General features: G+C 66.2%; 16 protein-coding genes. 5 read left to right on the top strand and 11 right to left on the bottom strand.

Annotation, left to right across the window (positions count from 1 at the left end; all coding sequences use genetic code 11):
- Positions 1-3: 3 nt before the first annotated feature.
- The 3 genes from pheS to rpmI form a co-directional block, all read right to left on the bottom strand.
- Positions 4-1,074: a phenylalanine--tRNA ligase subunit alpha gene (gene pheS, locus HLH25_RS14270; RefSeq protein ID WP_182974699.1), complete on the bottom strand. Its 1,071-nt coding sequence runs from the start codon at positions 1,072-1,074 to the stop codon at positions 4-6.
- A 164-nt stretch (positions 1,075-1,238) separates the two neighbouring features.
- Positions 1,239-1,598 carry a 50S ribosomal protein L20 gene (gene rplT, locus HLH25_RS14265; protein ID WP_114729155.1) on the bottom strand — a complete coding sequence of 120 codons (360 nt, stop codon included), beginning with the start codon at positions 1,596-1,598 and terminating at the stop codon, positions 1,239-1,241.
- A gap of 14 nt (positions 1,599-1,612) precedes the next feature.
- Positions 1,613-1,816, bottom strand: coding sequence for a 50S ribosomal protein L35 (gene rpmI / locus HLH25_RS14260; protein ID WP_114729229.1), 204 nt, complete (start codon positions 1,814-1,816; stop codon positions 1,613-1,615).
- Between the two features lie 232 nt (positions 1,817-2,048).
- On the opposite strand from rpmI, the gene HLH25_RS14255 reads away from it, so the two are divergent.
- From HLH25_RS14255 to HLH25_RS14235, 5 genes are all read left to right on the top strand, one after another.
- Positions 2,049-3,539 (top strand): mannitol dehydrogenase family protein, encoded by a 1,491-nt coding sequence (locus tag HLH25_RS14255; RefSeq protein WP_182974698.1) that lies wholly within the window; start codon positions 2,049-2,051, stop codon positions 3,537-3,539.
- Positions 3,540-3,690: 151 nt separating this feature from the next.
- A complete protein-coding gene (locus HLH25_RS14250; protein WP_182974697.1) occupies positions 3,691-6,078 on the top strand; it encodes a glucose/quinate/shikimate family membrane-bound PQQ-dependent dehydrogenase in 2,388 nt (795 codons plus the stop codon).
- 261 nt (positions 6,079-6,339) lie between these two features.
- A complete protein-coding gene (locus HLH25_RS14245; RefSeq protein WP_182974696.1) occupies positions 6,340-7,686 on the top strand; it encodes a c-type cytochrome in 1,347 nt (448 codons plus the stop codon).
- Positions 7,687-7,702: 16 nt separating this feature from the next.
- The gene (locus tag HLH25_RS14240; RefSeq protein WP_182974695.1) at positions 7,703-8,176 is read left to right on the top strand and encodes a (2Fe-2S)-binding protein; all 474 of its coding nucleotides are present in this window, start codon (positions 7,703-7,705) and stop codon (positions 8,174-8,176) included.
- The gene (locus HLH25_RS14235) at positions 8,169-10,499 is read left to right on the top strand and encodes a xanthine dehydrogenase family protein molybdopterin-binding subunit (protein WP_182974694.1); all 2,331 of its coding nucleotides are present in this window, start codon (positions 8,169-8,171) and stop codon (positions 10,497-10,499) included. The genes HLH25_RS14240 and HLH25_RS14235 overlap by 8 nt, the downstream gene beginning before the upstream one ends.
- A 169-nt stretch (positions 10,500-10,668) precedes the next feature.
- Here HLH25_RS14235 and HLH25_RS14230 read toward each other — a convergent pair whose 3' ends face one another.
- The 8 genes from HLH25_RS14230 to HLH25_RS14195 all read right to left on the bottom strand — a co-directional run bounded on the left by HLH25_RS14230 (position 10,669) and on the right by HLH25_RS14195 (position 25,659).
- On the bottom strand, positions 10,669-13,263 hold the full coding sequence (locus tag HLH25_RS14230) for a TonB-dependent receptor domain-containing protein (RefSeq protein ID WP_182974693.1): 2,595 nt from the start codon (positions 13,261-13,263) through the stop codon (positions 10,669-10,671).
- Between the two features lie 52 nt (positions 13,264-13,315).
- Complete coding sequence (locus HLH25_RS14225; RefSeq protein ID WP_182974692.1) at positions 13,316-14,398, bottom strand: FecR family protein; 1,083 nt, start codon at positions 14,396-14,398, stop codon at positions 13,316-13,318.
- Positions 14,370-14,888, bottom strand: coding sequence for an RNA polymerase sigma factor (locus HLH25_RS14220; protein WP_220791823.1), 519 nt, complete (start codon positions 14,886-14,888; stop codon positions 14,370-14,372). Before HLH25_RS14220 ends, HLH25_RS14225 begins: the two co-directional genes overlap by 29 nt.
- A 229-nt stretch (positions 14,889-15,117) precedes the next feature.
- Positions 15,118-17,568, bottom strand: coding sequence for a TonB-dependent receptor plug domain-containing protein (locus tag HLH25_RS14215; RefSeq protein WP_375288983.1), 2,451 nt, complete (start codon positions 17,566-17,568; stop codon positions 15,118-15,120).
- A gap of 348 nt (positions 17,569-17,916) precedes the next feature.
- Positions 17,917-18,402: a hypothetical protein gene (locus tag HLH25_RS14210; RefSeq protein WP_182974690.1), complete on the bottom strand. Its 486-nt coding sequence runs from the start codon at positions 18,400-18,402 to the stop codon at positions 17,917-17,919.
- Positions 18,402-20,612 (bottom strand): GH92 family glycosyl hydrolase, encoded by a 2,211-nt coding sequence (locus HLH25_RS14205; protein ID WP_220791822.1) that lies wholly within the window; start codon positions 20,610-20,612, stop codon positions 18,402-18,404. The genes HLH25_RS14210 and HLH25_RS14205 overlap by 1 nt, the downstream gene beginning before the upstream one ends.
- Positions 20,609-22,888, bottom strand: a complete 2,280-nt coding sequence (locus HLH25_RS14200; protein ID WP_182974689.1) for a Ca2+-dependent phosphoinositide-specific phospholipase C — start codon at positions 22,886-22,888, stop codon at positions 20,609-20,611. Before HLH25_RS14200 ends, HLH25_RS14205 begins: the two co-directional genes overlap by 4 nt.
- On the bottom strand, positions 22,888-25,659 hold the full coding sequence (locus HLH25_RS14195; RefSeq protein ID WP_182974688.1) for a TonB-dependent receptor domain-containing protein: 2,772 nt from the start codon (positions 25,657-25,659) through the stop codon (positions 22,888-22,890). The genes HLH25_RS14200 and HLH25_RS14195 overlap by 1 nt, the downstream gene beginning before the upstream one ends.
- Positions 25,660-25,710: the final 51 nt, after the last annotated feature.

Below are 25,710 nucleotides of genomic sequence, written 5' to 3'. Positions count from 1 at the left end.
CGATCACAGACCTTCATGCAGCAGGGCCGGCGACAGCGGGCTGGTGCCGTAATGGCGCAACCAGCGCACGTCGCTCTCATAGAACGAACGCAGGTCCGGAATCCCGTGGCGCAGCATGGTCAGGCGCTCGATCCCCATTCCGAAGGCGAAGCCCTGCCATTCGCGCGGGTCCAGCCCGCAATTGGCCAGCACGCGCGGATGCACCATGCCCGAGCCCAGAACCTCCAGCCAGTCGCCGCCGCCGCCGATCTCGCCGGTCTTGCGCGACCAGCCGATATCCACCTCCATCGACGGCTCGGTGAACGGGAAATACGAGGCCCGGAACCGCACCGGCAGATTCGGCTGGCCGAAATAGGCGCGCAGGAAATCGATCAGGCAGCCCTTCAGATGCGCCAGCGTGATCCCCCGGTCGATCACCAGCCCCTCGCATTGATGGAACATCGGCGAGTGGGTGGCATCATGATCCGCACGATAGGTCCGCCCCGGCGCGATGATGCGGATCGGCGGCTCCTCGCCCAGCATGGTGCGGATCTGCACGCCAGAGGTCTGGGTGCGCAGCACCCGCTCGCGCAGGCTGCCCTGCTCGGCCGGCAGATAGAACGTATCCTGGTCGGTGCGCGCCGGATGATGGTCAGGCGTATTGAGCGCCGAGAAATTATGCCAGTCGGTCTCGATATCCGGCCCCTCGGCCACCTTGAAGCCCATGGCGCCGAAAATGGCGGTCATCTCTTCCATGGTGCGGCTGATCGGGTGGATCGCCCCCTGCGATTCGGGCCGCGCGGGCAGCGTCACGTCCACCCGTTCCGAAGCCAGGCGCGCATTCAGGGCCGCAGCCTCGATCTCCACGCCCCGCGCCTCGACGGCGCGCGACAGCTCGTCGCGCAGGCGGTTCAGCGCCCCGCCGCGCAGCTTGCGCTCGTCGGGCGACATCCGGCCCAGTTCCTTCAGCAGGCCGGTCAGCCGGCCAGACTTGCCCAGCGTGCCCACACGCACGGCATCCCATTCCCGCCGGTCGCCGGCGGCGGCGAGCGCGGCCAGCGTCTCCTGCCGCAGGGTTTCGAGATCGTCGCTCATGGCACCTCGCTGGAAACAGACACGCGATAGAACAGATAAGATGGGGTATTAAACCGCAGACCTGCGCGGATACAGCCTCCGACGGCGGGAATAAACCCCCAAAAGCAGAACGGGCCGCCCCTTGTGGGGGCGGCCCGTTCCAGATCACCACCGTAAAGGAGCAATCAAGCCGCCAGAGCGGCCTGCGCCTTCTTCACGATCTCGGCAAAGGAGGCGGCATCGTCATACGCGATGGCGGCCAGCACCTTGCGGTCGATCTCGATCCCGGCCTTGTCCAGCGCGAAGATGAACTTGCTGTAGGTCAGGCCATGCTCGCGCACCGCGGCATTGATGCGCTGGATCCACAGGGCGCGGAAATCGCGCTTCTTGTTCCGGCGGTCGCGGTAGGCATACTGAAGCGACTTTTCCAGGCGCTCCAGGGCAATGCGGTAGTTGGTCGAAGACCGGCCGCGGAAGCCCTTGGACTGCTCAAGGACCTTCTTGTGACGGGCGTGCGTCGTGACGCCCCGCTTAACACGTGCCATGTTTCAGGTGCTCCTTATGCCAGCCCGTAGGGCGCCCACTGCTTCACAGTCTTCCCGTCCATTTCGGTCAGGGTCTGCGAGCCGCGGTTGGTGCGCTTCATCTTCTGCGAGCGGTTGATCAGGCCGTGGCGCTTGTTGCCCGGCCCAGCCAGCACCTTGCCGGTCGCGGTGATCTTGAACCGCTTCTTGACCGACGACTTGGTCTTCATCTTGGGCATTTTCATCTCCTTCAATTCTGCGGGCTGCGACCGCAAACGGTCAGACAGCAGTCACGGCCGGGCATGCCCATTTCAGGCCCGGACGCGCGAACAGGTCGCTGCCTATAAACAAACCCCACCCCGCAATCAAGCCTTGCGTTCCCCCTTTGCAGCCGCGATGACGGAATTCCCTCGAAGCCGCCGGGCACAAGGCGGCCGACCGGCCAACCGGCCATCAACCAGGGAACATCCGATGACCATCCTTCCCCCCTTCGGCGCGGTCCCGCCCGCCGTGCTGGTCCCGTCATACGACCGGGCCGCCGTGCGCCCCGGCATCGCCCATCTCAGCGTGGGCAATTTCCACCGCGCGCACCAGGCGGTCTATATCGACCGCGTGCTGGCGCGGCCGGGCAACGCGCAATGGGGCATCCTGGGCATCGGCGTGATGGACGACCCGCCCGAACGCGCCAAGGCCGAATCGCTACTGGCCCAGCACGGGCTCTACACCCTGACCGAATGCCCGGCCGACGCACCGGACAGCGTGCGCGTCGTCGGCGCGATCGTGGAGTACCTGCACGCGCCCGACGACCGCGCGGCCGCCATCCACCGCCTGGCCGACCCGGCGATCCGCATCGTCAGCCTCACCGTCACCGAAGGCGGCTATTACATTGACGCCGACGGCCACTTCCAGCTCGACCACCCCACGATCGCCGAAGACCTCGCCCGCCCGGTGCCGCACACCGTCTTCGGCCTGGTGACCGAGGCCCTGCGCCTGCGCCGCGATGCCGGCGCCGGCCCGTTCACGGTCCTGTCCTGCGACAACCTGCCCCATAACGGCCACGTCGCCCGCACCGCCTTCCTCACATGGGCCCGCGCCCGCGACGCCGAGCTGGCCGACTGGATCGAAGCCCACGTCACCTTCCCCAGCACCATGGTCGACCGCATCACGCCGGGCGTCGGCCCGCTGGACATCACGCGCCTCGACGCCGGCAGCGGCGTGGACGACCGCGTGCCCGTCTTCTGCGAGGATTTCATCCAGTGGGTGATCGAGGATAAATTCTGCGCCGGCCGCCCGCCACTGGAAGAGGTCGGCGTCCTGTTCACCGGCGATGTCACGCCCTACGAGCAGGTCAAGCTGCGCATGCTCAACGCCTCGCACTCCATGCTCGGCCTGCCCGGCATGCTGATGGGCTACCGCGTCGTCAGCGACATCATGCACAATCCCGAAATGGTGGCGCTGCTGGAACATTACCTGGCCCAGGATGCCGAACCGCTGCTCCAGGCCCCGCCGGGCATGGAACTGCGCGCCTACGCGGCCCAGCTCCTGCGCCGTTTCAGCAACGTGGCCATCAGCGACCAGCTTCCCCGCATCGCCTCCGACAGCGCGTCGAAACTGCCGGTCTTCGTCCGCCCCACCGCCGAAGGCACGCTGGCACGCGGGGCGGACGCCGCACGCATCGCCTTCCTGCTGTCCTGCTTCGCCGAATATCTGCGCGGCCACGACGATACGGGCGCCACCTACGAACTCCAAGAACCCCATCTCAGCCCCGAAGACCTCGCCCTGGCCGCCGACGAGGACCCGGCAAAGGCGCTGGACATGTCGGTGTTCGACGGCTGGGGCCTTCGCGACCACCCGGCCTTCGTGGACCTGTTCACCCAGACCCGCACGTTCCTGCGCACCGGCGGCACCCGCGCCTGTCTTCGCGCACTCGTCAGCCCGCCGGAGTCCGCCCCCGGACTCTGACATCCCGGACATGGCAGGCCATGACCACGGAAAGTTGATAATGTTTCACATCGCACTGAAACGTTGTTACGAATCGCATGACCGCCATGTTCACGACGCATAAATCCGTGGTGCATCCGCGATCCGTCTTCCAACAATCATTGGGCACTTCATGATAAATCGAAACGGGACACCTCCCGTGCTTACCATCACCGCCGGGGTTTTCGCCCTGATCGGCCTCTATCTGCTGGCAGGGGGCGTCTGGCTCACCGCGCTCGGCGGGTCGCCCTATTACCTCATCGCCGGCGTGGCGATGCTGGTCACCGCGGGGCTGCTGTTCCGCAGAAAGCGCGAGGCGCTGTGGGTCTACGCCGCCCTGCTGATCGGGACCATGGTCTGGGCGGTCAAGGAGGTCGGTTTCGATTTCTGGGCCCTGGCGCCGCGCGGCGACGTGCTGGTGCCGCTGGGCATCTGGCTGCTGCTGCCGCCGGTCACGCGCCATCTCGGCCCCGTCAGCGTCGCGACCATCCTGCCGCTGCGCGCCTCGGTGGTGGCGGCGGTCGCCGTCATCGCCGCCGCTCTCATGAACGACCCGCAGGACCGCGCCGGCTCCCTGCCCCAGATCGCCGGCAACGCGCCGACACCGGGCGACGCCACCGCCATGCCCGACGAAGACTGGCAGGCTTACGGCCGCACCCAGTTCGGCGACCGCTTCAGCCCGCTGAAGCAGATCACCACGGCCAACGTGCGCGACCTGAAAGTGGCCTGGACCTTCCGCACCGGCGACGTGAAGCGCCCCGACGATCCGGGCGAATTCACCGACGAAGTCACGCCGATCAAGATCCGCGACACCGTCTATCTCTGCTCGCCGCACCAGATCCTGTTCGCGCTCGACGCCGCGACCGGCAAGCAGAAATGGACGTTCGATCCGCAGATCAAATACAACGCCACCTTCCAGCACATGACCTGCCGCGGCGTGTCGTACCACGAGACCCAGCCGGGCGCCGAGACGATCGACGGCGCGCAGGCCCCGATCGACTGCCCCCGCCGCATCTTCCTGCCGACCAATGACGGCCACCTCTACGCGCTGGACGCCGAGACCGGCGAACGCTGCTCCCATTTCGGCGATAACGGCGTCATCGACCTCCAGGAGCACATGACGGTCAAGACACCGGGCTTCTACGAGGCCACGTCCCCCCCGGTGGTCACCGACAAGGCGGTCATCGTCTCGGGCGCGGTGATGGACAATTACTCGACGCATGAGCCCTCGGGCGTCACGCGCGGCTTCGACGTCTATACCGGCCAGTTGATCTGGGCCTTCGACCCCAGCAACCCCGACCCGAACGAAATGCCGTCCGAGACGCACCATTTCGTTCCCAACTCGCCCAATTCCTGGATCGTGTCGTCCTACGACCCGAAACTGAACCTGATCTACATCCCCATGGGCGTGCAGACCCCCGACATCTGGGGCGGCAACCGCACCCCGGATGCCGAGCGTTATGCCAGCGCGATCGTGGCGCTGAACGCCGATACCGGCAAGCTGGCGTGGTCCTACCAGACCGTGCATCACGATCTGTGGGACATGGACATCCCCGCCCAGCCCAGCCTGGTCGATATCCGCACCGCGTCGGGCGAGATCGTGCCGACGCTCTACGCCCCGGCCAAGACCGGCAACATCTTCGTGCTCGACCGCCGCACCGGCGCGCTGATCGTCCCCGCACCCGAAACCAGGGTGCCGCAGGGCCCGGCGCCGGGCGACCACCTCTCCCCCACCCAGCCGTTCTCCGAGCTGACCTTCCGCCCGAAGAACAACCTGACGGACGCCGACATGTGGGGCGGCACCATGTTCGACCAGCTCATGTGCCGCATCATGTTCCACCAGTTGCGCTATGAGGGGCCGTTCACCCCGCCGTCGCTGCAAGGCACGCTGGTGTTCCCCGGCAATCTGGGCATGTTCGAGTGGGGCGGCCTGGCGGTCGATCCGCAACGGCAGATCGCCATCGCCAACCCCATCGCCATCCCCTTCGTCTCGCGCCTGATCCCGCGCGGCCCCGGCAACCCGGCCACGCCGGACCATTCCAAGCCCTCCGGGTCGGAAACCGGCATCCAGCCGCAGTTCGGCGTGCCCTACGGCGTCACGCTCAACCCGTTCCTGTCGCCGCTGGGCCTGCCGTGCAAGCAGCCGGGCTGGGGCTACATGGCGGGCATCGACCTGCGGACGAACAAGATCGTCTGGATGCACCGCAACGGCACGACCCGCGACAGCGCCCCCATCCCCCTGCCCTTCAAGGTCGGCATCCCCAGCCTGGGCGGCCCGCTGACCACGGCCGGCGGCGTTGCCTTCCTCACCTCGACGGCCGATTATTACATCCGCGCCTATGACGTCACCACCGGCCGCCAGCTCTGGCAGGACCGCCTGCCCGCGGGCGGCCAGTCCACCCCCATGACCTATGCGGTCAACGGGCGTCAGTTCATCGTCACCGCCGATGGCGGTCACGGCTCGTTCGGGACCAAACTGGGCGACTACGTCGTCGCCTATGCCTTGCCGGAAGGGCACTGACGACGACACTTTCCTCTGTCCGTGACAAAAATTTCAACAAATTGTGATTTTTAAAATTCACGATTTATTGATTAAAATTTTGTCACAAAGCTTGCTTCAAGGTTGCAGGCTGCCGGGCGGCTCCATAAGAGGGGCCGCCCGGCACAAGACGGACAGGGACGGAACGCCATTTTCCACCCCACCAAAGTTCGCACGCACGGCAACCTGCCACCGCGCATGACAGAGGGGTGACGACATGCGGTTTCCGTCCACCAGAGATTCATGATCAGCCGCACCGCCATCCTGCGCCTCGCAGCCGGCGCGGTCGGTCTCGGCGCCGTCGCCGGCGCGGGCTTCCTGGCCTATGCGCTGCATCCCGCCATCGCGCCGATCGCGCCCCCCGCCGCCACCAGCTTTTCCGCCGAAAGTGTCGAGCGCGGGCGTGTCCTCGCCGCCGGCGGCTATTGCGCGGAATGCCACACCCGCCGCGACGGGCAGCCGGGCATCCCTCTGGCCGGCGACTACGCCATGGCCACGCCCTTCGGCACCATCTATTCCAGCAACATCACGCCCGACGCCAAAACCGGCATCGGCACATGGTCGCTGGCCGCCTTCACCCGCGCCATGCGCTACGGCGTGTCGCGTGACGGCGCCAACCTGTTCCCCGCCTTCCCGTTCGACCATTTCACGCACATGACCGACGGCGACATCGCCGACGTCTATGCGTTCCTGATGGCGCAGAAGCCGGTTTCGTCGGTCAAGCGCGAGAACACGCTGCCCTTCCCGTTCAGCATGCGCATCCTCCAGGCCGGCTGGAAGCTGCTGTTCCTGCATCCGGGCGCATACAAGAACGACCCGGCGCATGACGCCGAGTGGAATCGCGGCGCCTACCTCGCCGAGGGCCTGAGCCATTGCAGCGCCTGCCACACCCCGCGCAACGCGATGGGGGCCGAAAAGGCCAGCGCCCCCTATGACGGCGCCCCGGTCGATAACTGGATCGCCCCGCCGCTCAACGCCACCAACCCCACCCCCGTCACCTGGACGGAAAACGAATTCTTCCAGTATCTGCGCTATGGCGTGGCCCCGCTGCACGGCAGCGCCGCCGGCCCGATGTCGCCAGTGGTCCATGGCGGCCTGAGCGAGATGCCGGAATCCGACATCCGCGCCATCGCCCACTACCTGGCCAATATCGACCATGCCGACGCCCGCCAGCCCGGCGACGCCCAGCATCTGGCCACGGCCATGGCCAGCTCGACGCGCGACCTCACCACGCCGCAGACGGCCGACGCCGATGCCCGGCTCTACCAGGGCGCCTGCGCGGCCTGCCATGCCAATACCGGCACGCATCCGGTGCTGGGCCGTCCCGAACTGGCGCTGAACAACGCGCTGTGGCTGGACGAGCCGACCAACCTCTATCAGGTGATCCTGCGCGGCATCGGCACCGAGGAAGGGCAGAGCGGCATCACCATGCCCAGCTTCTACCACGCGCTGACCGACGCCGACCTGGCCCGCCTGGCCGCCTATCTGCGCCGCACCCGCACCACCCTGCCGCCCTGGACCGACCTGGAGAAGAAAGCCGCCGCCGTCCGCGCGACGCTTCCGGCCCCACCGGTCGCCGCGTCCCATTGAGAGACGGAGTCCCGACATGACCAGCTTTCGGCTCAATGGCCACGACATCTCGGTCGACGTTCCCGAGGACACCCCCCTGCTGTGGGTGATCCGTGACGAAATCGGCCTCACCGGCACCAAGTTCGGCTGCGGCATCGGCATGTGCGGCGCCTGCACCGTGCATGTGGGCGGCCGCGCCACCCGCTCCTGCATCACCCCGGTCTCGGCGGTCGAAGGCGCGGACATCACGACCATCGAGGGGCTGGACCCGGCGGGCACCCACCCGGTGCAGGAAGCCTGGAAGGATCTGCAAGTTCCGCAATGCGGCTACTGCCAGTCCGGCCAGATCATGCAGGCCGCCAGCTTGCTCAAGGATTTTCCGCAGCCGACCGACGAGGATATCGACGCCGTGATGGGCGGCTCTCTGTGCCGCTGCATGACCTATATCCGCATCCGCGACGCCATCAAGAAGGCCGCGGCCGCCACCGGGGGAGAACCGTCCAATGGGTAAGTTCGGTCGCATCGCCCTCGGCCAGCGCGCCGGCCACGCGGACGGGTCCGGCCTGTCCCGGCGCGGCTTCCTGATGGCGGCCGTGGGGGCCGGCGTCATGTTCGGCTTCCCCGCCGCCCCGCGCGCCGCCCAGCAGTTCCCCGCCACCGGCCTGCCCGGCGACGGCGCGTTCGAACCCACGATCTGGTGCGCCATCGCGCCCGACGGCGCCATCACCGTCAACATCATCCGCGCCGAGATGGGCCAGCATGTGGGCACCGCCCTGGCCCGCATCATCGCCGACGAGATGAACGCGGACTGGAGCCGCGTCACGATCAACTACGTGGACAGCGACCCCAAATGGGGCCTGATGGTCACCGGCGGAAGCTGGTCGGTGTGGATGACGTGGGACGTCTTCCGCCAGGCCGGCGCCGCCGCGCGCATCGCCCTGACCGAGGCCGGCGCCACCCTGCTGGGCATCCCCGCCGCCCAGTGTACCACCCGCAACGGCATGGTCATCGGCGGCGGCAGGAGCATCGGCTACGGCGATATCGTCGCCCGCGCCCACCCCGCGCGCAGCTTCACGCCCGACGAACTGGCCAAACTGCCGCTCAAGCCGGCCGCCGACCGCCACCTGATCGGCAACAAGGACCTCAAGGCCCTCGACATTCCGGCCAAGACCAACGGCACCGCCCTCTACGGCATCGACGCCAAGGTCGAGGGCATGGTCTATGCCCGCCCCAAAATGCCGCCCACCCGCTACGGCGCGCGCGTCCGCTCGGTCGATGACAGCGCCGCCCGCGCGGTCAAAGGCTACCAGCGCTATCTGGTGATCGAGGACCCGTCCGAGGTCGTACAGGGCTGGGTCGTCGCCATCGCCAGCACCTACAGCGCCGCCATCCGCGCCGCCGACCTGCTGAAAGTGGACTGGATACCCGGCGAAACGATCAACGTGTCCGAAAAGGACGTGATCGACCACGGCAGAACCCAGATCGACCGCAAGGAAGGCGGCGTGATGGTGTTCGACGACAAAGGCGTGGACAGCACCTTCGCCGCCGCCGCCTCGGTTTTTTCGCAGGATTATACCTGCGCCTCGGTCATGCACTACCAGCTCGAACCGACCAACGCGCTGGCGTTCGAGAAGGACGGCATCTTCGAGATCCACGCCGGCAACCAGTGGCAGTCGCTGATCCTGCCCACGCTGGCCAAGGCGCTGGGCCGGCCGGAGAAGAGCATCGTCCTGCGCAGTTACCTGCTGGGCGGCGGCTTCGGCCGCCGGCTGAACGGCGATTACATGATCCCGGCCGCCCTGGCATCGAAGGCGCTGGGCAAGCCGGTCAAGCTGATCCTGACCCGCTCGGACGACATGCAGTTCGACTCGTTCCGCTCGCCCTCCATCCAGCGCATCCGCGTGGCGTTCGACGGCAGCAAGGCCATAACGGCCATGGAATACCATGCCTCGGCGGGCTGGCCGACGCAGGTGATGGCCCCGGCCTTCATGCCCAAGGGCGTGGACGGCAAACCGTACGACCCGTTCGCCATCGCCGGCGGCGACCATTGGTACGAGGTCGGGCCGCTGCGCGTGCGCGCGCTGTCCAACGACCTCGCCAACCGCACCTTCCGGCCGGGCTGGCTGCGTTCGGTCAGCCCCGGCTGGGTCAGTTGGGGCCTGGAATCCTCGTGGGATGAAATCGCCCATCTCCAGGGCCGCGACCCGGTCCAGTTCCGGCTGGAGCACCTCACCGGCGCCGGTCGCAACAAGGGCGAGGCACCGGATTCCACCGGCGGCGCGCTCCGTCAGGCAGCCGTGATCCGCCGGGTGGCCGAAAAGGCCGGCTGGGGCCGTCCCCTGCCCAAGGACACCGCGCTGGGCATTGCCAGCACCTTCGGACAGGAACGCGGCATGCCGACCTGGATCGCCTGCGCCGCCCTGGTGCATGTCGATCGCGCCACCGGCATCGTCCGCTGCCAGAAACTCACCCTGGTGGTCGATGCCGGCACCATCGTCGACCCCGACGGCGCCCGCGCCCAGACCGAAGGCGCGGCCCTGTGGGGCCTCAGCATGGCGCTGTTCGAGGGTTCGGAGATCGTGGGCGGCCTGCCGCGCGACCGCAACCTCAACACCTACACCCCGCTGCGCATCGCCGACGTGCCGGAGATGGATATCGAATTCGTCACCAACACCGAAAAGCCGACCGGCCTTGGCGAACCCGGCACCACGCCGATCGCCCCGGCCATCGGCAACGCGATCTTCAACGCGGTCGGCGTGCGCATGCGCCACCTGCCGATCCGCCCGGCGGACGTGCTGCGCGCCCTGAAGGAAAAAGGCGCCTCAGCCGCCTGATCGCCCCAAGGGCAACGCCTGGCGGGCCGTCCGTCCGCCAGGCGCGCGAGGCTATCCTGAAAAACACCGGGTCGGTCTTCACGAAACCCGTTCGGCGAAAATGCGCCGGCTTATTGTTTGTCCAAGCCCCTTCACCTGTCTGAATGCCCGCATTCAGACAGACCCCGCGCTAGAAGCTGAAACCGAACGTCCCGAAAACCTGCCGCGGCGCCGATGCGTGAAAGACCTGAATGGTCCCCGATTTGTCGGACGGCGCGAACACGCTGTTGTCGAAGTTCGACGCATAGCGCTTGTCGGTCAGGTTGGTGATGTTCAGCGCCAGCTTGGCGCCTCTCATGAAGCCGATGGAATTGAAATCGTAGCCAAGCCCGAGATCGACCGTGCCATACCCGCCGAAGCTGGCATCGTTGGTGTAGGTATAATAGCGCCGGCTGGTATATTTGCCCTGGATCGAAGCCCAGAAACCGTTCCACCGCGCGGTCAGCATGCTCGCGGCCATTTTCTCCGGCGTGTCCACCTGCTGCCTGCCGGCGGTGCGATAGAGCATGCAGGTCGTCGTGCACCAGTTCAGGTCGTTGTCATAGGTCGTCCGGTTGAACGACGCCGAATTGTACCAGCTCAGCCATTTCAGCGGCTGCCACAGCACCCCGAGTTCCGCGCCCCGGCTCGTGACGCTGCCGGCATTGTGGAAGGAATTGCCACAACCCGCATTCTGCTGCTGGTTGGTCGGGCAGGGATTGTACTGCAACAGCCGATTATCGAATTTCGTCCAGTACCCGGTCACCGAAGCCTGGAGCGACCCGCTCACATAGCGGTAGCCGCCTTCGACGCTGCGCGACGTCTCGGGCTTCAGCGTCTTCCCCTGCGCATCCCACACGGCCTGCGACACCGATTGCGGGCCAAGCTTGAATCCCCCCTGGAACATCGCCATGTTTTCGGAATAACTCGCGAACATCTCATGTCGCGGCGCGATCTGATAATGCAGCCCGACCTGCGGCAGGAAGTAATCCTTGGCCGTCAGCGTGCCGCTGGCAAACTGGCTGGACGCCGGCGGCGCCGTCCTGGCAATCCCCCGCTCGGCCTGGGCATCCGATCTGGAATAGCTGCCCTTGAAACCGAAATCGATCGTCAGCGCGTCATTGAAGAATTTGGCCGAGTCCTGAACATAGAATTGCCGCGTCTGCCAGGTGGTTTTCTGCACCCATTGGGCCAGGTCGGGCTGGCCTTGCAGATATTGCGCCAGGCTGAAGGGTCCGGTGACGTTGGTCCAGATATAGCGCGCGGCGCTGCTGGTATTGTCTTCCACCCAGAACCCGGCCTGAAGATGGTTGAAACCGACGACCCAATTCAGGTTGCCCAGCACGCCGGTCCGGTCGATGGTATAGCGCGTATCGCGGATCTGCACCGGCAGGTCGTCGGCGGTGGTCGCCGTGCCCTGCGTGGACCATCCGGTGATCCAGTTATTGCCGGCCCCCGTGTCGGTATGATGATAAACCTGAAGATGCGCGCTCAGGGTTCTGGTGATGTTATAATCCCCGGCGACATAGAACAGATTGTCGTCACGCAGGATCTGGCCGTTGGTATAGGTGACATCCGACAGCTTCTCCGGCGCTTTCGAGGGCACGCATTTGGTCGGCGCCTTCGGCTTGGTCACCGAGCAATAGGCGCGATCCAGATAAGATTGCCAGTCCGGCGCATAACCGCCCCAGTCCCAGCCAAGGCGCGAGAGCATGTTCTGCGACAGATAAGGCGTGTCGGCCTGATTGGTGCGCGAAACGTCCCCGTAGGCGGTGATCGAACCGTTATGGAACTGATACACCACCTTGCCGTTGAACTGCCCGACGGTGGACCCGTTATCGGCGCGCTGATGCACGAACAGGTTCTGCTCGCCATACTGCCCTGAAAAATAGGCCGAGAATCCGGCATGTTCGCCGGTATCGAAGCGCGCGAAGGTACGCTTCCCGTCCTCGCTGCCAAAGCTCTGATTGACCGTGAACCCCATCTTCCTGCGGGGCTTGCTGGTCATATAGGTGACCGCCCCGCCGAGATTGCTGGTCGAGGCGATACCCAGGCCGGCGATCCCCGTCGCAAGATCGGCATGGCCGAGATTGTCCGAGATCAGCGCGCGGTTGATGCTGAGGCCGTTATAATTGTTGTACGCACCGTCGCCGAGCGGCATGCCGTCGAGCGTGTAGCCCAGATGCGTGGTGCTGTAGCCGCGCACTTGCAGGGTCATCGACTGCTCGTTGATGCCAAGCGCATCCATTGATTGCGCGCTGACGCCCGGCAGGATGTTCAGCGCCTTCTGCACGCTCACCCCAGGCGGCAGCACGTCCAGGTTCGACCGCAACAGGGTCGAAACCGAACGGGCCTGGCCCTTGCCGACGGTCGTGATCATCTCGGACGCACCCGCGTCCGCGCGGATGGGCGTCAGGGGAGCCCCCTGCGCCGCCGCATCCTGGCTGGTGACGACGACATAAATCCCCGCGCCGGTCTTCCGGACGACCAGGCCGGTGTCGGCAAGCATCCGTTCAAGCGCCTGCCCAACCGTCATTGCCCCGCTGATGGCGCGCGTATGGCGCCCTTCCGCGACCCGGCCGGAAATCACGATCTGAATCTTCGCCTGCTGGGCGAATTGCCTTACGGCACTGGCGACATCCTGCGCGGGCACGTCGAAGGTCGCGACTTGCGCCAGCGCCGGGGCGGCGATCAGGACGGCGGACACGGTCGAACCCACGGCCAGCCGGTGAAACAGAGCGTGCATGAAGCATTCCCAAGGATGTTTTGTCTTCTCGACGTCCCCGGAAACGGTTTCCTTATCGGTTCTCGTGATTTTTTCGCGGATCGATCACGATATCGTCCTGTTCGACGCGCGCCTCGGCCCCCAGGCTCGCCGCGGCGGCACGCGCGAAGCCCGTCACGTCATCCATGTGAAACGATCCGTAGAGGCTTTCCCGACCCAGCGCGGGGCTGCCGACGCGCAGATGCAGCCGGTTATGCCGGTTGATCTCGGCCACCGCGCTGTCCAGCGTTTCACCGTCCAGTTCAAGCCGCCCTTCCTGCCACGCCAGCATCCGCTCGATGTCCGTGGGGGCGAGGCGCACCGCTTCCGGCCGGGGTCCGTCCATCGCGTGTTTCGGAAACCGGGCGCGCTGGCCCGCCGTCAGGCTGATCCGACCCGCCGGAGAATCGACCCTGACCGCCCCTTCGGTGACCAGGACTTCGACATCGCCCACAGGGTCGTCATCCGTCACCTGGAACGCCGTGCCGATATCGGTGATGACGACCTGCGCCACGGTCACGCGAAAAGGGCGCCGCGCATCGTGCGTCGCGCGAAACAGCACCTTGCCGGCTTGCATGCGCACATCGCGGTGCCCCGCGTCGAAGGCGATGTCGATCCGGCTTCCCGCGTCGATCAGCACCGACGACCCATCGCTGAGCGCCACCGACCGGACCTCGCCGGTCTGGGTCACATACCGCTCTCCCGACGGGTCGAGAAGCAGGACGGCGACAAGCGACGCCACCAGCGCGGCCATCCCCCCGCCGATAAAGGTCAGTCGCTTCCAGGCCGGAGCATGCCCGCTCCCGGCCTGCGCGCCCCCGCCCCGCGCATCCCTGGCCGGCGCGCCCTCGTCAGGCGCACTCTCGTCAGGCACGCGGCCATCCGCCCTTCTCTCGCCCGGCGTGCCCACGTCCGTCCGCCCCGCGCGGGCGGACACCGGCTCGAACAGCGCCAGCGCGGCCTGCGCGCGCAGCAGGGCGCCGACATGCCGGGGGCTGCACGAGACCCATTCGTTCAGGCCCGGATGATCCCGATCCGGCATGGCGTCCAGCTTCGCGGCCCAGGCGGCCGCTTCGGCCTCTATCTCCCTAGCCGATTTTTCGCCACTGATCGTCAATCTTCCACTCTTCTTCGACAGGGTCTCGCAGCGCCCGCTGGATCAGGCGCAACGCCTTCTGAATGTCATTTTCGACTACATTCTCGCTCACGCCAAGGCGTCTCGAAATTTCCCGCTGCGATATCCCCTCCATCCGCCTCCAGGTAAAGATCGTCCGGCATCGCTCGGGCAGCGTGGCAAGCAATGTCTCGACCAGTTCCAACTGCTGGCGCGCCGAAACGGCGGCCTCGATATCCGTTGCCTCATCCTCGACGGTCAGCGTCGCGTTTTCCGTAAAATCCTCAAGCCGGACGACCCGCGCCCGCCGGCGGCTGTCACGCCAGGCATTCTTGACGATCTGCATGAAATAGGCGCCCGGCCGGTCAATGTGATCCACCGACCGCAGCGTCGCCAGACGGCAATAGGCATCCTGGATCAGGTCGTCGATATCGCTCTCCGCGATGCCGAGCCGGCGCAACGCCCCCCTGACCTTCTGCTCCTGCGGGATCACGTGCGACGAGACCCATCGAACGATATGAGGCGGGCAAACGGTCAAGTTCCAGATGTCTCCAAGGCCATGTTGCTGGCCCGAAGTCGGGAACCTATCGTGACGACAAACCGTCAGACACGCGAATTTATTATGACAGCGGCCCCGCCGCCGGACGCCGCCATTCCCCGGCAGACGGGGAATGGCCTTTCCACACGATGGAACCGCATCGCGGCGGCTCCACGCTTCGGCATTACAGGGTCAGGTTGGCACGCAGGTAGTAATACCCGCCATTCATGTCGAGCTGCGACGTGCTCATGTAATATTGCGGCACGCCCAGATAACGGTTCCCGTCCGGCACCCGGCTGGGGCGGGCATCGAACAGATTGTTCGCCCCCAGCGTGAACGACCAGTTCCGGTTGGCACGAAAGGTAATGTCCAGGTTCGTGATGAATTTCGGCGTGTTCCGAAACGGCAGGAACATCGTGCTGGACAGCGACCCCGTATTGGCGGCCCCCGTATAGTAGGTCAGTTGCGACGTGGTCTGGCCATAGCGGATCTCATGCACGCCCACCGTCCAGGCCCCGCGCGTGAAACGTCCGCCAAAGATCATCTTGCTGCGCGGATAGGCCGTGGTGATGTACGCGATGCTCTGCGCCGACAGCAGCGGCTTCCCGGTCGCGGAATCCGCCTGATGGCTCAGACGGGTCCGGTTCAGGTTGATGGCCACATCCCAGTCGATCCGCCCCACATCGCCCAGTCGCGTCGGATAGGTCGCCGTCAGGTCCAGCCCCTGCGTGCGCGTGCTGGCCACATTGGCAAACCAGTTGGTCGAGAGCGAGGCCGCCGTCCACTGGTCCGATCCCTCAGGCAGCGTAAAGCCGTTCAGCTTCAGGGCAGAGCGCGCCGCGTCGCCGGTGATGTTGCCACCGGGCAGGATCTGGTCACGCAGGTTGATCTGATAGACATCGACCGTCACATGCAGGTTCTTCACCGGCTCGACAATTACCCCGCCCGTCGCGTTGGTGGAGCGCTCCGGCTTCAGCGCCGCCGCGCCATTGGCCAGCGCACCGGGCGAATTGGCGGCGATCAGCCCGCGCGCCGCCGTCGGCGACAGCGTCAGAGAACTGTAATGCTCCTGCGCCAGCGTGGGCGCATGGAACCCGTTGGAAATGGTGGCGCGAAACGCCAGCCATTTGAACGCATCGTAGCGGGTAGACAGTTTCCCGGTCTCGGTATCCCCCACATCGGTATAATGCTCGAACCGCCCGGCCAGATCGAACTGCCAGTTCTTCAGCAGATGCGTGGCAATATCCACATATCCGCCGACGACATCGCGGTTGAAATTGCCGGCATTGCCCGCATTGGTCCCCGCCAGCGCGTCCGACCCACTGCCATAGGTCGAATCCGGCGATCCGGTGCCCACCGAATAGCTCTCGTAGCGATAGGTCGCGCCCCCGGCCACATTGATGCTGTGCGGCCAGCCCGAGAGATGGAATGCCCGGCTCAGATCGAAGCTGTTGCTCCACTGCGCATTGTTGAATCCCTGCGCCGCGATCGCCGTCGGCGTCCGCCCGGTATCCCGCGCCACCGCGAAATTCGCCGAATCCTTCAACCCGATCGCGTCATAGTCACGCCCGTAGACCGAGGACAGGTCCCAGTTCCACCCCAGCAGCACGCCCTTTACGCCGGCCGTGACTTCCCAGTCGTTTTCATCGATCGTCTCCAACGGCGAATAGCCGTTCGGATAGATGGCGGCATATTCAGGATGCGTCGCCAGCGAACTGGGCAGACGATAGTTCTGGAACGCCTCGCCATGCCGGTGCGCATAGGTCGCCAGCGCATAGGCATGGATATCGTCCGTCAGGTCATACCCCGCCTTCACCGCCACGCTTTCGCGCGTCTGCTCCGGCCGGCCTTGCAGCTTGTTGATCTTGGTCCCCGTCCGCAGGTCCGGCGCGCTGCGGAACGTGTGGTCCTCATGCACGAAATCGCCGCTGACATGCACGAACCCGCGCGCCCCCAGCTTCGCCCCGCCATCCAGATACACGCCCTGCTGAAACCCGTCCTTCGCCGCCGTGATGCCGGTAATCGACTGGGCGTTGAACCCATGGTCCTGCGTCTTGAGGATGATGTTCACCACCCCCGCCACGGCGTCCGACCCATATTGCGCCGAAGCCCCGTCGCGCAGGATCTCCACATGATCGATCGCCGCCATCGGAATCATGTCGATATCGACCGGCGTGGTCCCCTGCTGCGGCCCGCCATCGGCATAGAGATTCGCCGTGGTATGGCGCCGCTTGCCATCCACCAGCACCAGCGTCTCGTTCGGGCTCAACCCGCGCAGGCTGAAGGCCGAGGTCAGCGCGCCGGTATCGAAGCCGCCGGTCGGCAGCGTCAGCGAAGGCAGCAACTGCCCCAACGCCTCGCGCAACGTCGGCTGCCCCGTCTGCGCAAGCTGCCGGGCCGAGACGATGTCGATCGGCGCCAAGCTGTCCCGCGCCTTCTTCCCGGTCTCGCGGGTACCGGTCACGATAATGGCTTCCCCCGCATCGGCCGGCCGGGCGGGCTGAATCACGGCGGCACCATGCGGGGCATTCAACACCTGGGCGCCACTCCGGCCGGTCCGGGTGCCATGCTGCGGTGTGGCATCCGCCGCCGGATCAGCCGCCCACGCCTCCACGGCCGGGAAGGCCGTCAGGATCGACGCGGCCAGCAGCGCCCGCCGGGCATGAAGACGGCAACCAACGACAACTCTCCTTCTGCTGACAGGCACGAAATCCAGGGCGAGCGAGCGGAAGGATGACACGATAGCGGCTCCACATTAAACGACAAAAAATCGTTGTTTGAAAAAATCACAACAACGCCCCGCCTTCGTATCAGCGACCATACGAAATGTGAATTAATCCTATCCGCATCCCCCATTCTTCCATCCAGAATGTGGCAAATTCACCACACTCCGTTGCACAAAAAGAACATCCTGTCCCCAGGCACCCACTGCCCCGCCAACAGCAGAACGCCGCCCCTCTCGTACGGCACACACGGCCGCATTTTATCGCGACGGTACGCCACGCCTGAAAACAAGCGTCCCCACCACATGCCGCCCGTCCTCCGAGGCAACGGTCATGACCAGCCGCGCCCGATCAGCCGACAGCGTCCAGCGCATCACGGCAACGCGCAGGGTATCGCCGGTCCGCACCTCCTGCGTCACGACCAGCGCCGCCCCATCCCGCCGCGCGGCAACGGTGCGCAGGGTGCTGGTCCCCAGCACGGTCCGCGCGGGAAAACGCACGACACGTCCATCGGTCGGCAGGTCCAGCGTCACATGCTGCGCCCGTCCCCGTGCCGTCGCCACGATCACATCCGTGATCCGGTCGCCATGATCGACGATCGTATCCCTCCGCGCCTCCGGCTGCTGGAGGTCGCGATAATCGCTCTCCGCCTCATCCAGGCACCACGTCCCGGAAAACCCGGCCTCCCGCCCCTGCGCCGGCAGGCCGAGCAGGAACACGACCAGCACCGTCACAACAGCCTTCATCACCGCACGCCCGGCGCCACCCACGACGCCCCCCACCGGCTCGGCTTCGCCCCCATGACGAAATGCAGGGTGCGGCCATCCATCATGTCCCGATAAGTCACCATGGGCGCCGACAGCGCCGCACCATCCAGCGTCGCCGACCGGATATACCGATTATCCGCCGTATTATGGTCCGCCACGACGGTAAACACCCGCCCATCCGCCATCCGCACCCGCGCGCGCGAAACCAGCGGCGACCCGATCATGTACGTGCCCGAGGCCGGATTCACCGGATAAAACCCCAAAGCCGAAAATACGTACCAGGCCGACATCTGTCCGCAATCGTCGTCGCCATCCAGCCCGGACACACGGTCGGCATATTCCGTACGCATGATCTCGCGCACCCGCTCCTGCGTTTTCCAAGGTTGCCCGACGAAATCGTAAAGATACGGCACATGATGCGACGGCTCGTTGCTGTGCCAGTTGTAATTGCCGTCGAAATAGCGGTCCAGCCGCCCGGCCAGCGCCGCGCGCCCGCCCATCAGTCCGCTCAGGCCACCGACATCATGCAGCACGTCGAAGGTGTAGACCCACTTTCCACCCTCGGTCCATCCGGTGTCGGGGTCGGCCCACGACCCGTCAAGATTGCGCGCCTGCATGAACCGCGTGGCCGGATTGAACAATTTCCGGTAATCCTCCGACCGACGCAGGAACTGTTCATAATCCGCCTGCCTGCCCACAGCCCTGGCCACCTGGGCCACGCACCAATCGTCATACGCATCGTCCAGCGTGCTGGACGCGGATTCCGCCGTCCGGTCGGCCGGCACATAGCCCAGCCGTAGCGCATAACTCAGCCCGCCCCGCGCCTCGTAGGGCGTGCCCGGCTTGCGGTCGCGCCAGTCGTTGGTGGCATCGCCATCGGGCGGCACCGTCGCATCCTTGCGCACGGCCTCCCAGGCCAGCGCCCGGTCGAACCCGGCAAACCCCTTGCCGATCGCCTCAGCCACCAGCGAATCCGCATGGGTGCCGATCATGATGTTGGTATAGGACGGATTGGGCCATTTCGGCATCCAGCCCCCCTGCTGGTAATCCTGGAGCAGGGCCTGCACCATCCCGCCGATCCGCTCGGGCGCCACCAGCGTCAGCAGGCTGAACTCGGCACGGAACACATCCCAGGTCGCAAAATCGGTATAGCTTTCCCCCGCATGCACCTGGTCGTCAAACGCGCTGTAATAGCGCCCATATTCCGAAAGCGAGCGCGGATAGAGCAGCGCATGGTACAGCGCGGTATAAAAGATATGCCGCTGTTCCCCGCTCAACCCCTCCACCGCGATCCTGTCCAGCTTCTCCCGCCAGGCGTCGTGCAACGTCCTGCGCAGGGTCTCGAAATCCCACCCCGGAATCTCCCGCCGCAGATTCTCCCGCGCCTGTTCCACACTGATGAAGGACGTGCCCACACGCACCTCCACGGCATCCGTTCCGGCATCGAACGTCGCGAACGCCCCCGTGCTCCGGTCGGGCGCCGGCGTGGCCGGATAGGTGGCCATTTTCGCCGGCTGGCTGAACTGCACGACGAAATAACCACGAAAGCGCGGCAGCGTCAGCGGCCCCAGATCGGCATCCGAACGACGGGGATTATATCCGGCAATTTCCCCCTTCGCCTCATCCACCGACACGCCGCCCGCAACCCCCGGCCGGCTGGCCTCGACCATCACCCGCCGCGCCGCGCCGGCCGGAAAGACGAAGCGGAACAGCGCCGAATGCGCCGCCGCCGTCATCTCGGCGCGGATCGCCTGCCCGCCCGTCCCCATCACCACCCGGTAATAATCCGGCCGCGCCTCCTCGTCCCGGTGACTGAACGGCAATGCCCGCTCGGCCAGCCCGCTCCGCGCCGCCCCGCTTTCGGGCATGATCACGACATCGCCATAATCCCCCATCCACAACGCCGCCTGATGGGTGCCGACAAAGCCGGAAATGGAACGGTCCCTGTCATAATACGACAATCCCGGATGCCCGCTCTGCCGCGTCTGCGCCACCCAGCCCGTCATGCCGAAAGGCGGCGTCACCACCGGCATGGTGCGGCCATACCCGATCGCCCCGCCACCGGTCCCGATCAGCGGATGCACCAGATCGACCAGATCCTCCGCACGCGCCACCCCACTGGCCACCCCACTGGACGCCCCACTGGCAAACCCCAGAACGACAGCGGCAAAAACGGCATATCGGCTCACGGTGCCGCGCCCCTGTCCAGAAGCCGGGAAAAGGTCGCCAGCGGGCACACCGCCTCCCCGCCACAGCCGGGCACCGCCAGATACGCCATATCCGGCGGATACGCCCCATCCCCAGCCCGCAGCCGCGCGGGCATCGGCGACTGGAACAGCACCCGCACCACCGGGTGCCCACCCTGCGCATCCGTCAGCAGGGCAAAGCCCAGCGCACTGCCCACGGGCACGTCATCCATCGCATAACCCGGCGCATGCACATGCAGGCCAAGCTGCGCCAGCAGCGGCACGATGGTGCCGTCATGCCCCATCCACACCGTCAGCGCCGGCCCGTCGGCACGGGTCAGTTCGGCCGCGATCGCCGCACGCAGAGGCTGGCTGAGCACCGGCGCCAGCGTCGGCAACCCGGTCATCACATGCAGCATCGCCGCATGCAGGTCGGACAGGCGGGCAAACGTGGCGTCATCCAGCACACCCCAAGCCATCCGGGCCGCCGGCTGGCCGGACAACGCCCCCAGCATGATCGCCTCCGCCACCGACGATGCCGGCAACAGCGATCCGGAAAGCGTCAGATGCCGCCCGGACGCATCGACATCCAGCACCGCCGGCATCCCGTCATCGGCGCACAGCGCCCCCCGCCCCGGACAACCGGCCAGGCGCCGCAGCACCGACAGCCCCTCGCGCGGCGGCCCCGCCAGCAGGCCGGCGGCCGCCGCCTCCGCCCGCAGGGCCGGCAGCAGCGCCCGCAGATCCACAGGCCGCTCGGCCTCCAGCGGCGAGAACACCCTGTCCGGCACCCCGATCGGCTGATGCACGATCGCAGCCGGGCAACCGGGCGCAAAACCGGCGGCAAACGCCTCCGCGCTCGCAACCGTCCGCCGGCTGGAATTGGCCCGCAGCCGCACCCTGTCCGCCGCCGGGCACCCGCCGTCCGCCAGCCCTGCCATGTCATTGCCGGCCATCAGCGCGCGTTCCCACACCCCGAGCCCGCGCATCTGCGCCACCCCCTCGGGCGTCAGGTCGCCCGGCACTCCGCTCCACACCGTCCACACATGGTCGATCACCGCGCGCGAGGGCACCTGATCCGCCAGCGGCGACCGCAGACCATGCCGCACCACCAATATCAGCTTGCGCAGGTGCAGCGCCTCGGGCGCACGCGGCTCGATCGCCCCATCCCGGCACGCGGCCGGCGCGCTCACCGGGTTGCACCGCGCCGCCAGCCCGGTCCCGAACCCCACGCGATATCCCGTCCAGCGCGCAGGCTCGAAATCGGGATAGTCGGTGCTGACCAGTTGGGCACCGCTGGCCAGCGCCGCATCCCGCCGCGTCGGGTCGCCGCTGCGCCCCTCCACCGTATTGGCGTCGGCGCGCGTGCGCACCAGCATGTGCCGCCGCACCAGGTCCGCAATCGCCTCGGGCGGCCCGTCATTCAGCTCCGTAAAGGCGGCATCGTCAGCCTCCGGCGGCGCGTTGGTAAACGCCACCCGCCCCCGCAGGCCCGGATGCCCCTCCAGATACAGCGCCCGGTTCGACCGCTGGTCGAGCAGAAAGACCACCTTCCCCCGCGCCGCATCCACGCCCGGCCAGCCCTGCGCCATAACGGCCGCGCGCAGGCTCGGCGCATTGCCCCGCACCTGATCCGGCGTCAGCACCTCACCCGGCGCGAATACCGAGCGGATCTCCCTCTCCAGCGCATCGAAGGTCCGCCCGGTAAACGGCTCGGGCTCGGTCAGCGGCGCGCGCCTGCCCTGTTCGACCTCCAGCAGCACGAACAGCGGCAGATGCCCCGGATGCGCCCGCGACCACGCCCGCACCTGCCCCAGACAGACCAGCAACGGCTCGCAGGTGGCCCGCTGGTCGATATCGGGGATATGCATCACCTTGAAGCCGGGCCGGCGCATCAGGGCCGCGTTGCCCGTATCGGCAGGCGGCAACCCCGCCTCCGCCAGCCAGCGCGCCGATCGCGGATGCGCAAACCGCCCCCCCGCCGTATCGGCATAAACATCCAGTTCGATCTGCCGGATCCCATGATCGAACTGCGTCGGCAGGTCCGCATGGGCATAGTCCAGCCCCTGCGCCGCGGCCGGGTCGCGCCGCGCCAGCAGCGCCGCGATCGAAGGCGCCAGCCCGGCATGATAGCTGTTATGCGACCCGATCACCTGGATCTGGTCCAGTCGCGGCCCCTCCGCCGCCCGCGCGGCGGGCGGGCACGCCCGCAGCAGACACAACGCCGCCAGGCAGGCCCCCGCCGCGCGACCGGCGCGGCGGGGAAACGCGACCGGCATCAGAACTGACCCATCAGCGACAGGCGGAAATTCCGCCCCAGGATCGGCCGCGCCAGGAAGACATTCTGCCCGGCCTGCGAACTCAGCACCTCGCCCGAACGCGGATTGCCCTCCGTCAGCCCCAGCGAATTGTTCAGGTTCTGGCCCGAGAGGTTGAAGGTCAGATAAGGCGTGATCGCATAGGTCGCCCCGAAATTGATCACCGTATAGGCCGGCAGGCGCTGGGTATTGGCCACGTCGGCATAGCGCAGGCCGTAATGCTCGATATCGGCCTGCAACAGCAGCCTGCCGTCCAGCAGATGCAGGCGCGGCGTCACGCGAAACATCACCGGCGGCGTGCGCAGCAGATGGTTGCCGGTATAATCGAGCAGATTGGGCGACCCGTTGCTCAGCACCAGATACCGCATCCTGCCGAAGCGCCCATTCTGCGCGGTGCCGGAAAACACCACGTCGAAATACTGGCTGGGGCGCAGCGTCCCTTCGAATTCCAGCCCGTAGGTATGGGTGGTCGCCGTGATCGTCTGCTGGTTGTACGACCCCGTCTTCACGTCGAAGACCAGGTTGTTGATGCCGTAGCTCGGATAGTCGGTATTGAACCCGGTCAGGAAAAGATCCGCATAGCGCGACTGATATTTCACGCCGCCTTCATACATGAAGATCTTCTGCGTAATCGGCGCCGCCACCGGATTGGTGATGAACGAGGCCAGGCTGGGCAGGCGATAGGCACGGGTAAACCGGGCGAAGAAGCCGAGATTGGGCTGAAGCTGGTAATTCACGCCGATCGTGCCGCCAAACCCGGAGAAGCTGGCGTTATAAGGCGTGTAAATCCCTTTGCCCGACAGCATGTTCGACAGATAGGGCGCGGCACCCGCCACCACGCTGTGGCTGCCCTCGACCAGCCCGCCGGTCCGCTGCGCCTCGTAGCGCACGCCGGCATCCACGCGCAGCTTCTTCGTAATGGCCCATTCGTCGGTCGCATAACCGGCCACATCGGTGTCGTCGCCCCGCCCGTTGGCGAATTCGGTGCCATAGCGGGTATAGCCGTTCTGCGTGGTCGATCCCACGACCTGCCCCGCCGCATTCACCGCGTCGATGTTCAGAAGCTGCGCGTGCGGCATCGTATCCAGCAGCAGGTTGGCCGAATAGCGCGTGAAATCCTCCTTGAAATAGGTCACGAACGCCCCGATCGCCACGTCATGATGGCCAAGGAACGAGAAGGATTTTTCCAGCTTGAAGTCGTTCATGACCTCATGCTCGTTCATCCACACCGCGCGCAGCGAGGCATCGGTGACGTAATTGTTGCCCGTCATGGCCGGGGAGAATTGCTGACCGGGATCGTTCACATACCGCAACTGCCAGGCACTCGCCCCGGCGAACATCGACCCGGCATCCCCCAGGCCGGCCAGCCGCTTGCCGGCATCCGTCACGGCGCTTGGCGACAGCACGGTCCAGGTGGCGTTCATCGCGCGATAGCGGAACGTGTCGGTCAGGTGCCACCCGTCGGCCAGATCATGCCGGAATCCGGCCGTCACCTGATGCAGGTTGATATGAATGCCGCTTTGCAGGTCGATATGCTTCGTGCTGCCACCGGGGCCGGGCAGATACGCATTCTCCAGCACGGAAGACGAATACTCGCCGGTATTGGCATTGAAGCCGGGCAGCGACACGATATTGCCCGACGTGTCGCGGGTTACGGGAATATCGGTAAAGAGCGTCGTCCGGTCGTCCAGATGCTTGTAATCGACGAAGATACTGCCGCCATGGCTGAAATCGCGGCTGACATTGGCCCGAATCTGCCCGCCCGAATTGGCGCGGAAGCCGGGGTCGCGCACACCGTTTTCCACCCGGTAGAACCCGCCCAGGCTCCAGCGCCACGCGCCGGCCGGCCCGCCCAGCCACGCATCGGTGCGGTACAGCCCGTCATCGCCGAATGTCTGCTTGGCCAGCCCCGAAAGTTTCCTGGTGCCCCGCCGCGACAGGAAATTGACCAGCCCGCCCGGCGCGTTCTGCGCCACGATGGAACTCGGCCCGCCCCGCACCACCTGGATCTGCTTCATCGTCTCGTCGATCCGAAACGAGTCATCGGCGTTCAGATATCCCAGCGCCGGGTCCGACTGCACCGGCAGCCCGTCTTCCTCAAGCTGGACCGATCCATACCCGTCCACCGGAATACCGCGCGCCCGGATATTGGCCCCCACTTCACCCCCCGAGGCTTCGACCCAGAAACCCGGCGTGTTCTTCAGCGCCTCGGACACCGAAGAGGTCCCACGCACCCGCAGATCCTCCTGCGAAATGGTGGTGATCGCATAGCTGGCGTCGATCTTCCGCTGCTGCTTGCTGGAGGCACGGCCGGTCACGATCACGGCTTCGCCTTCCGGCAGTACGGCCGGCGTCATCGCGGCCCGCGAGGCGCGCCGAAGCAGCCACACGCCATCGGCCTTCGACTGCACCGAAACGCCGGTATCCTTGAGCATCTCGTCCAGCGCCTGCTCGGGCGTCTTCTTCCCCTGCACGGTGCTGGAGCGGACATTTTCCACATCATGCCCATCCACCGCCACATGCACGCCAGACTGGCGGCTGAACTGCGTCAGGGCGGAGGAAAGCGGTTGCGCCGGGATGGAAAAATCCTTCTCGGCGGCGGACTGTGCAACGGCGGCACGCGGCATCACCAGCGGCAGCATGCTCACCGATGCCATGGCCAGGCCAAAGAGATGAACGGACGGAAAAGCGGCACAGAACGAGAGGCGACGACGCAGGGTCTTTCTTTTCACAGGATCTATCCGGGCTTTTCATAGGGTGGAGAACAGCAGTGAGTTGCCCCG

The sequence above is a fragment of the Gluconacetobacter dulcium genome, from assembly GCF_014174165.1.
Classification (GTDB): Bacteria; Pseudomonadota; Alphaproteobacteria; order Acetobacterales; family Acetobacteraceae; genus Gluconacetobacter; species Gluconacetobacter dulcium.
This window is presented reverse-complemented; position numbering and strand designations above follow the sequence as displayed.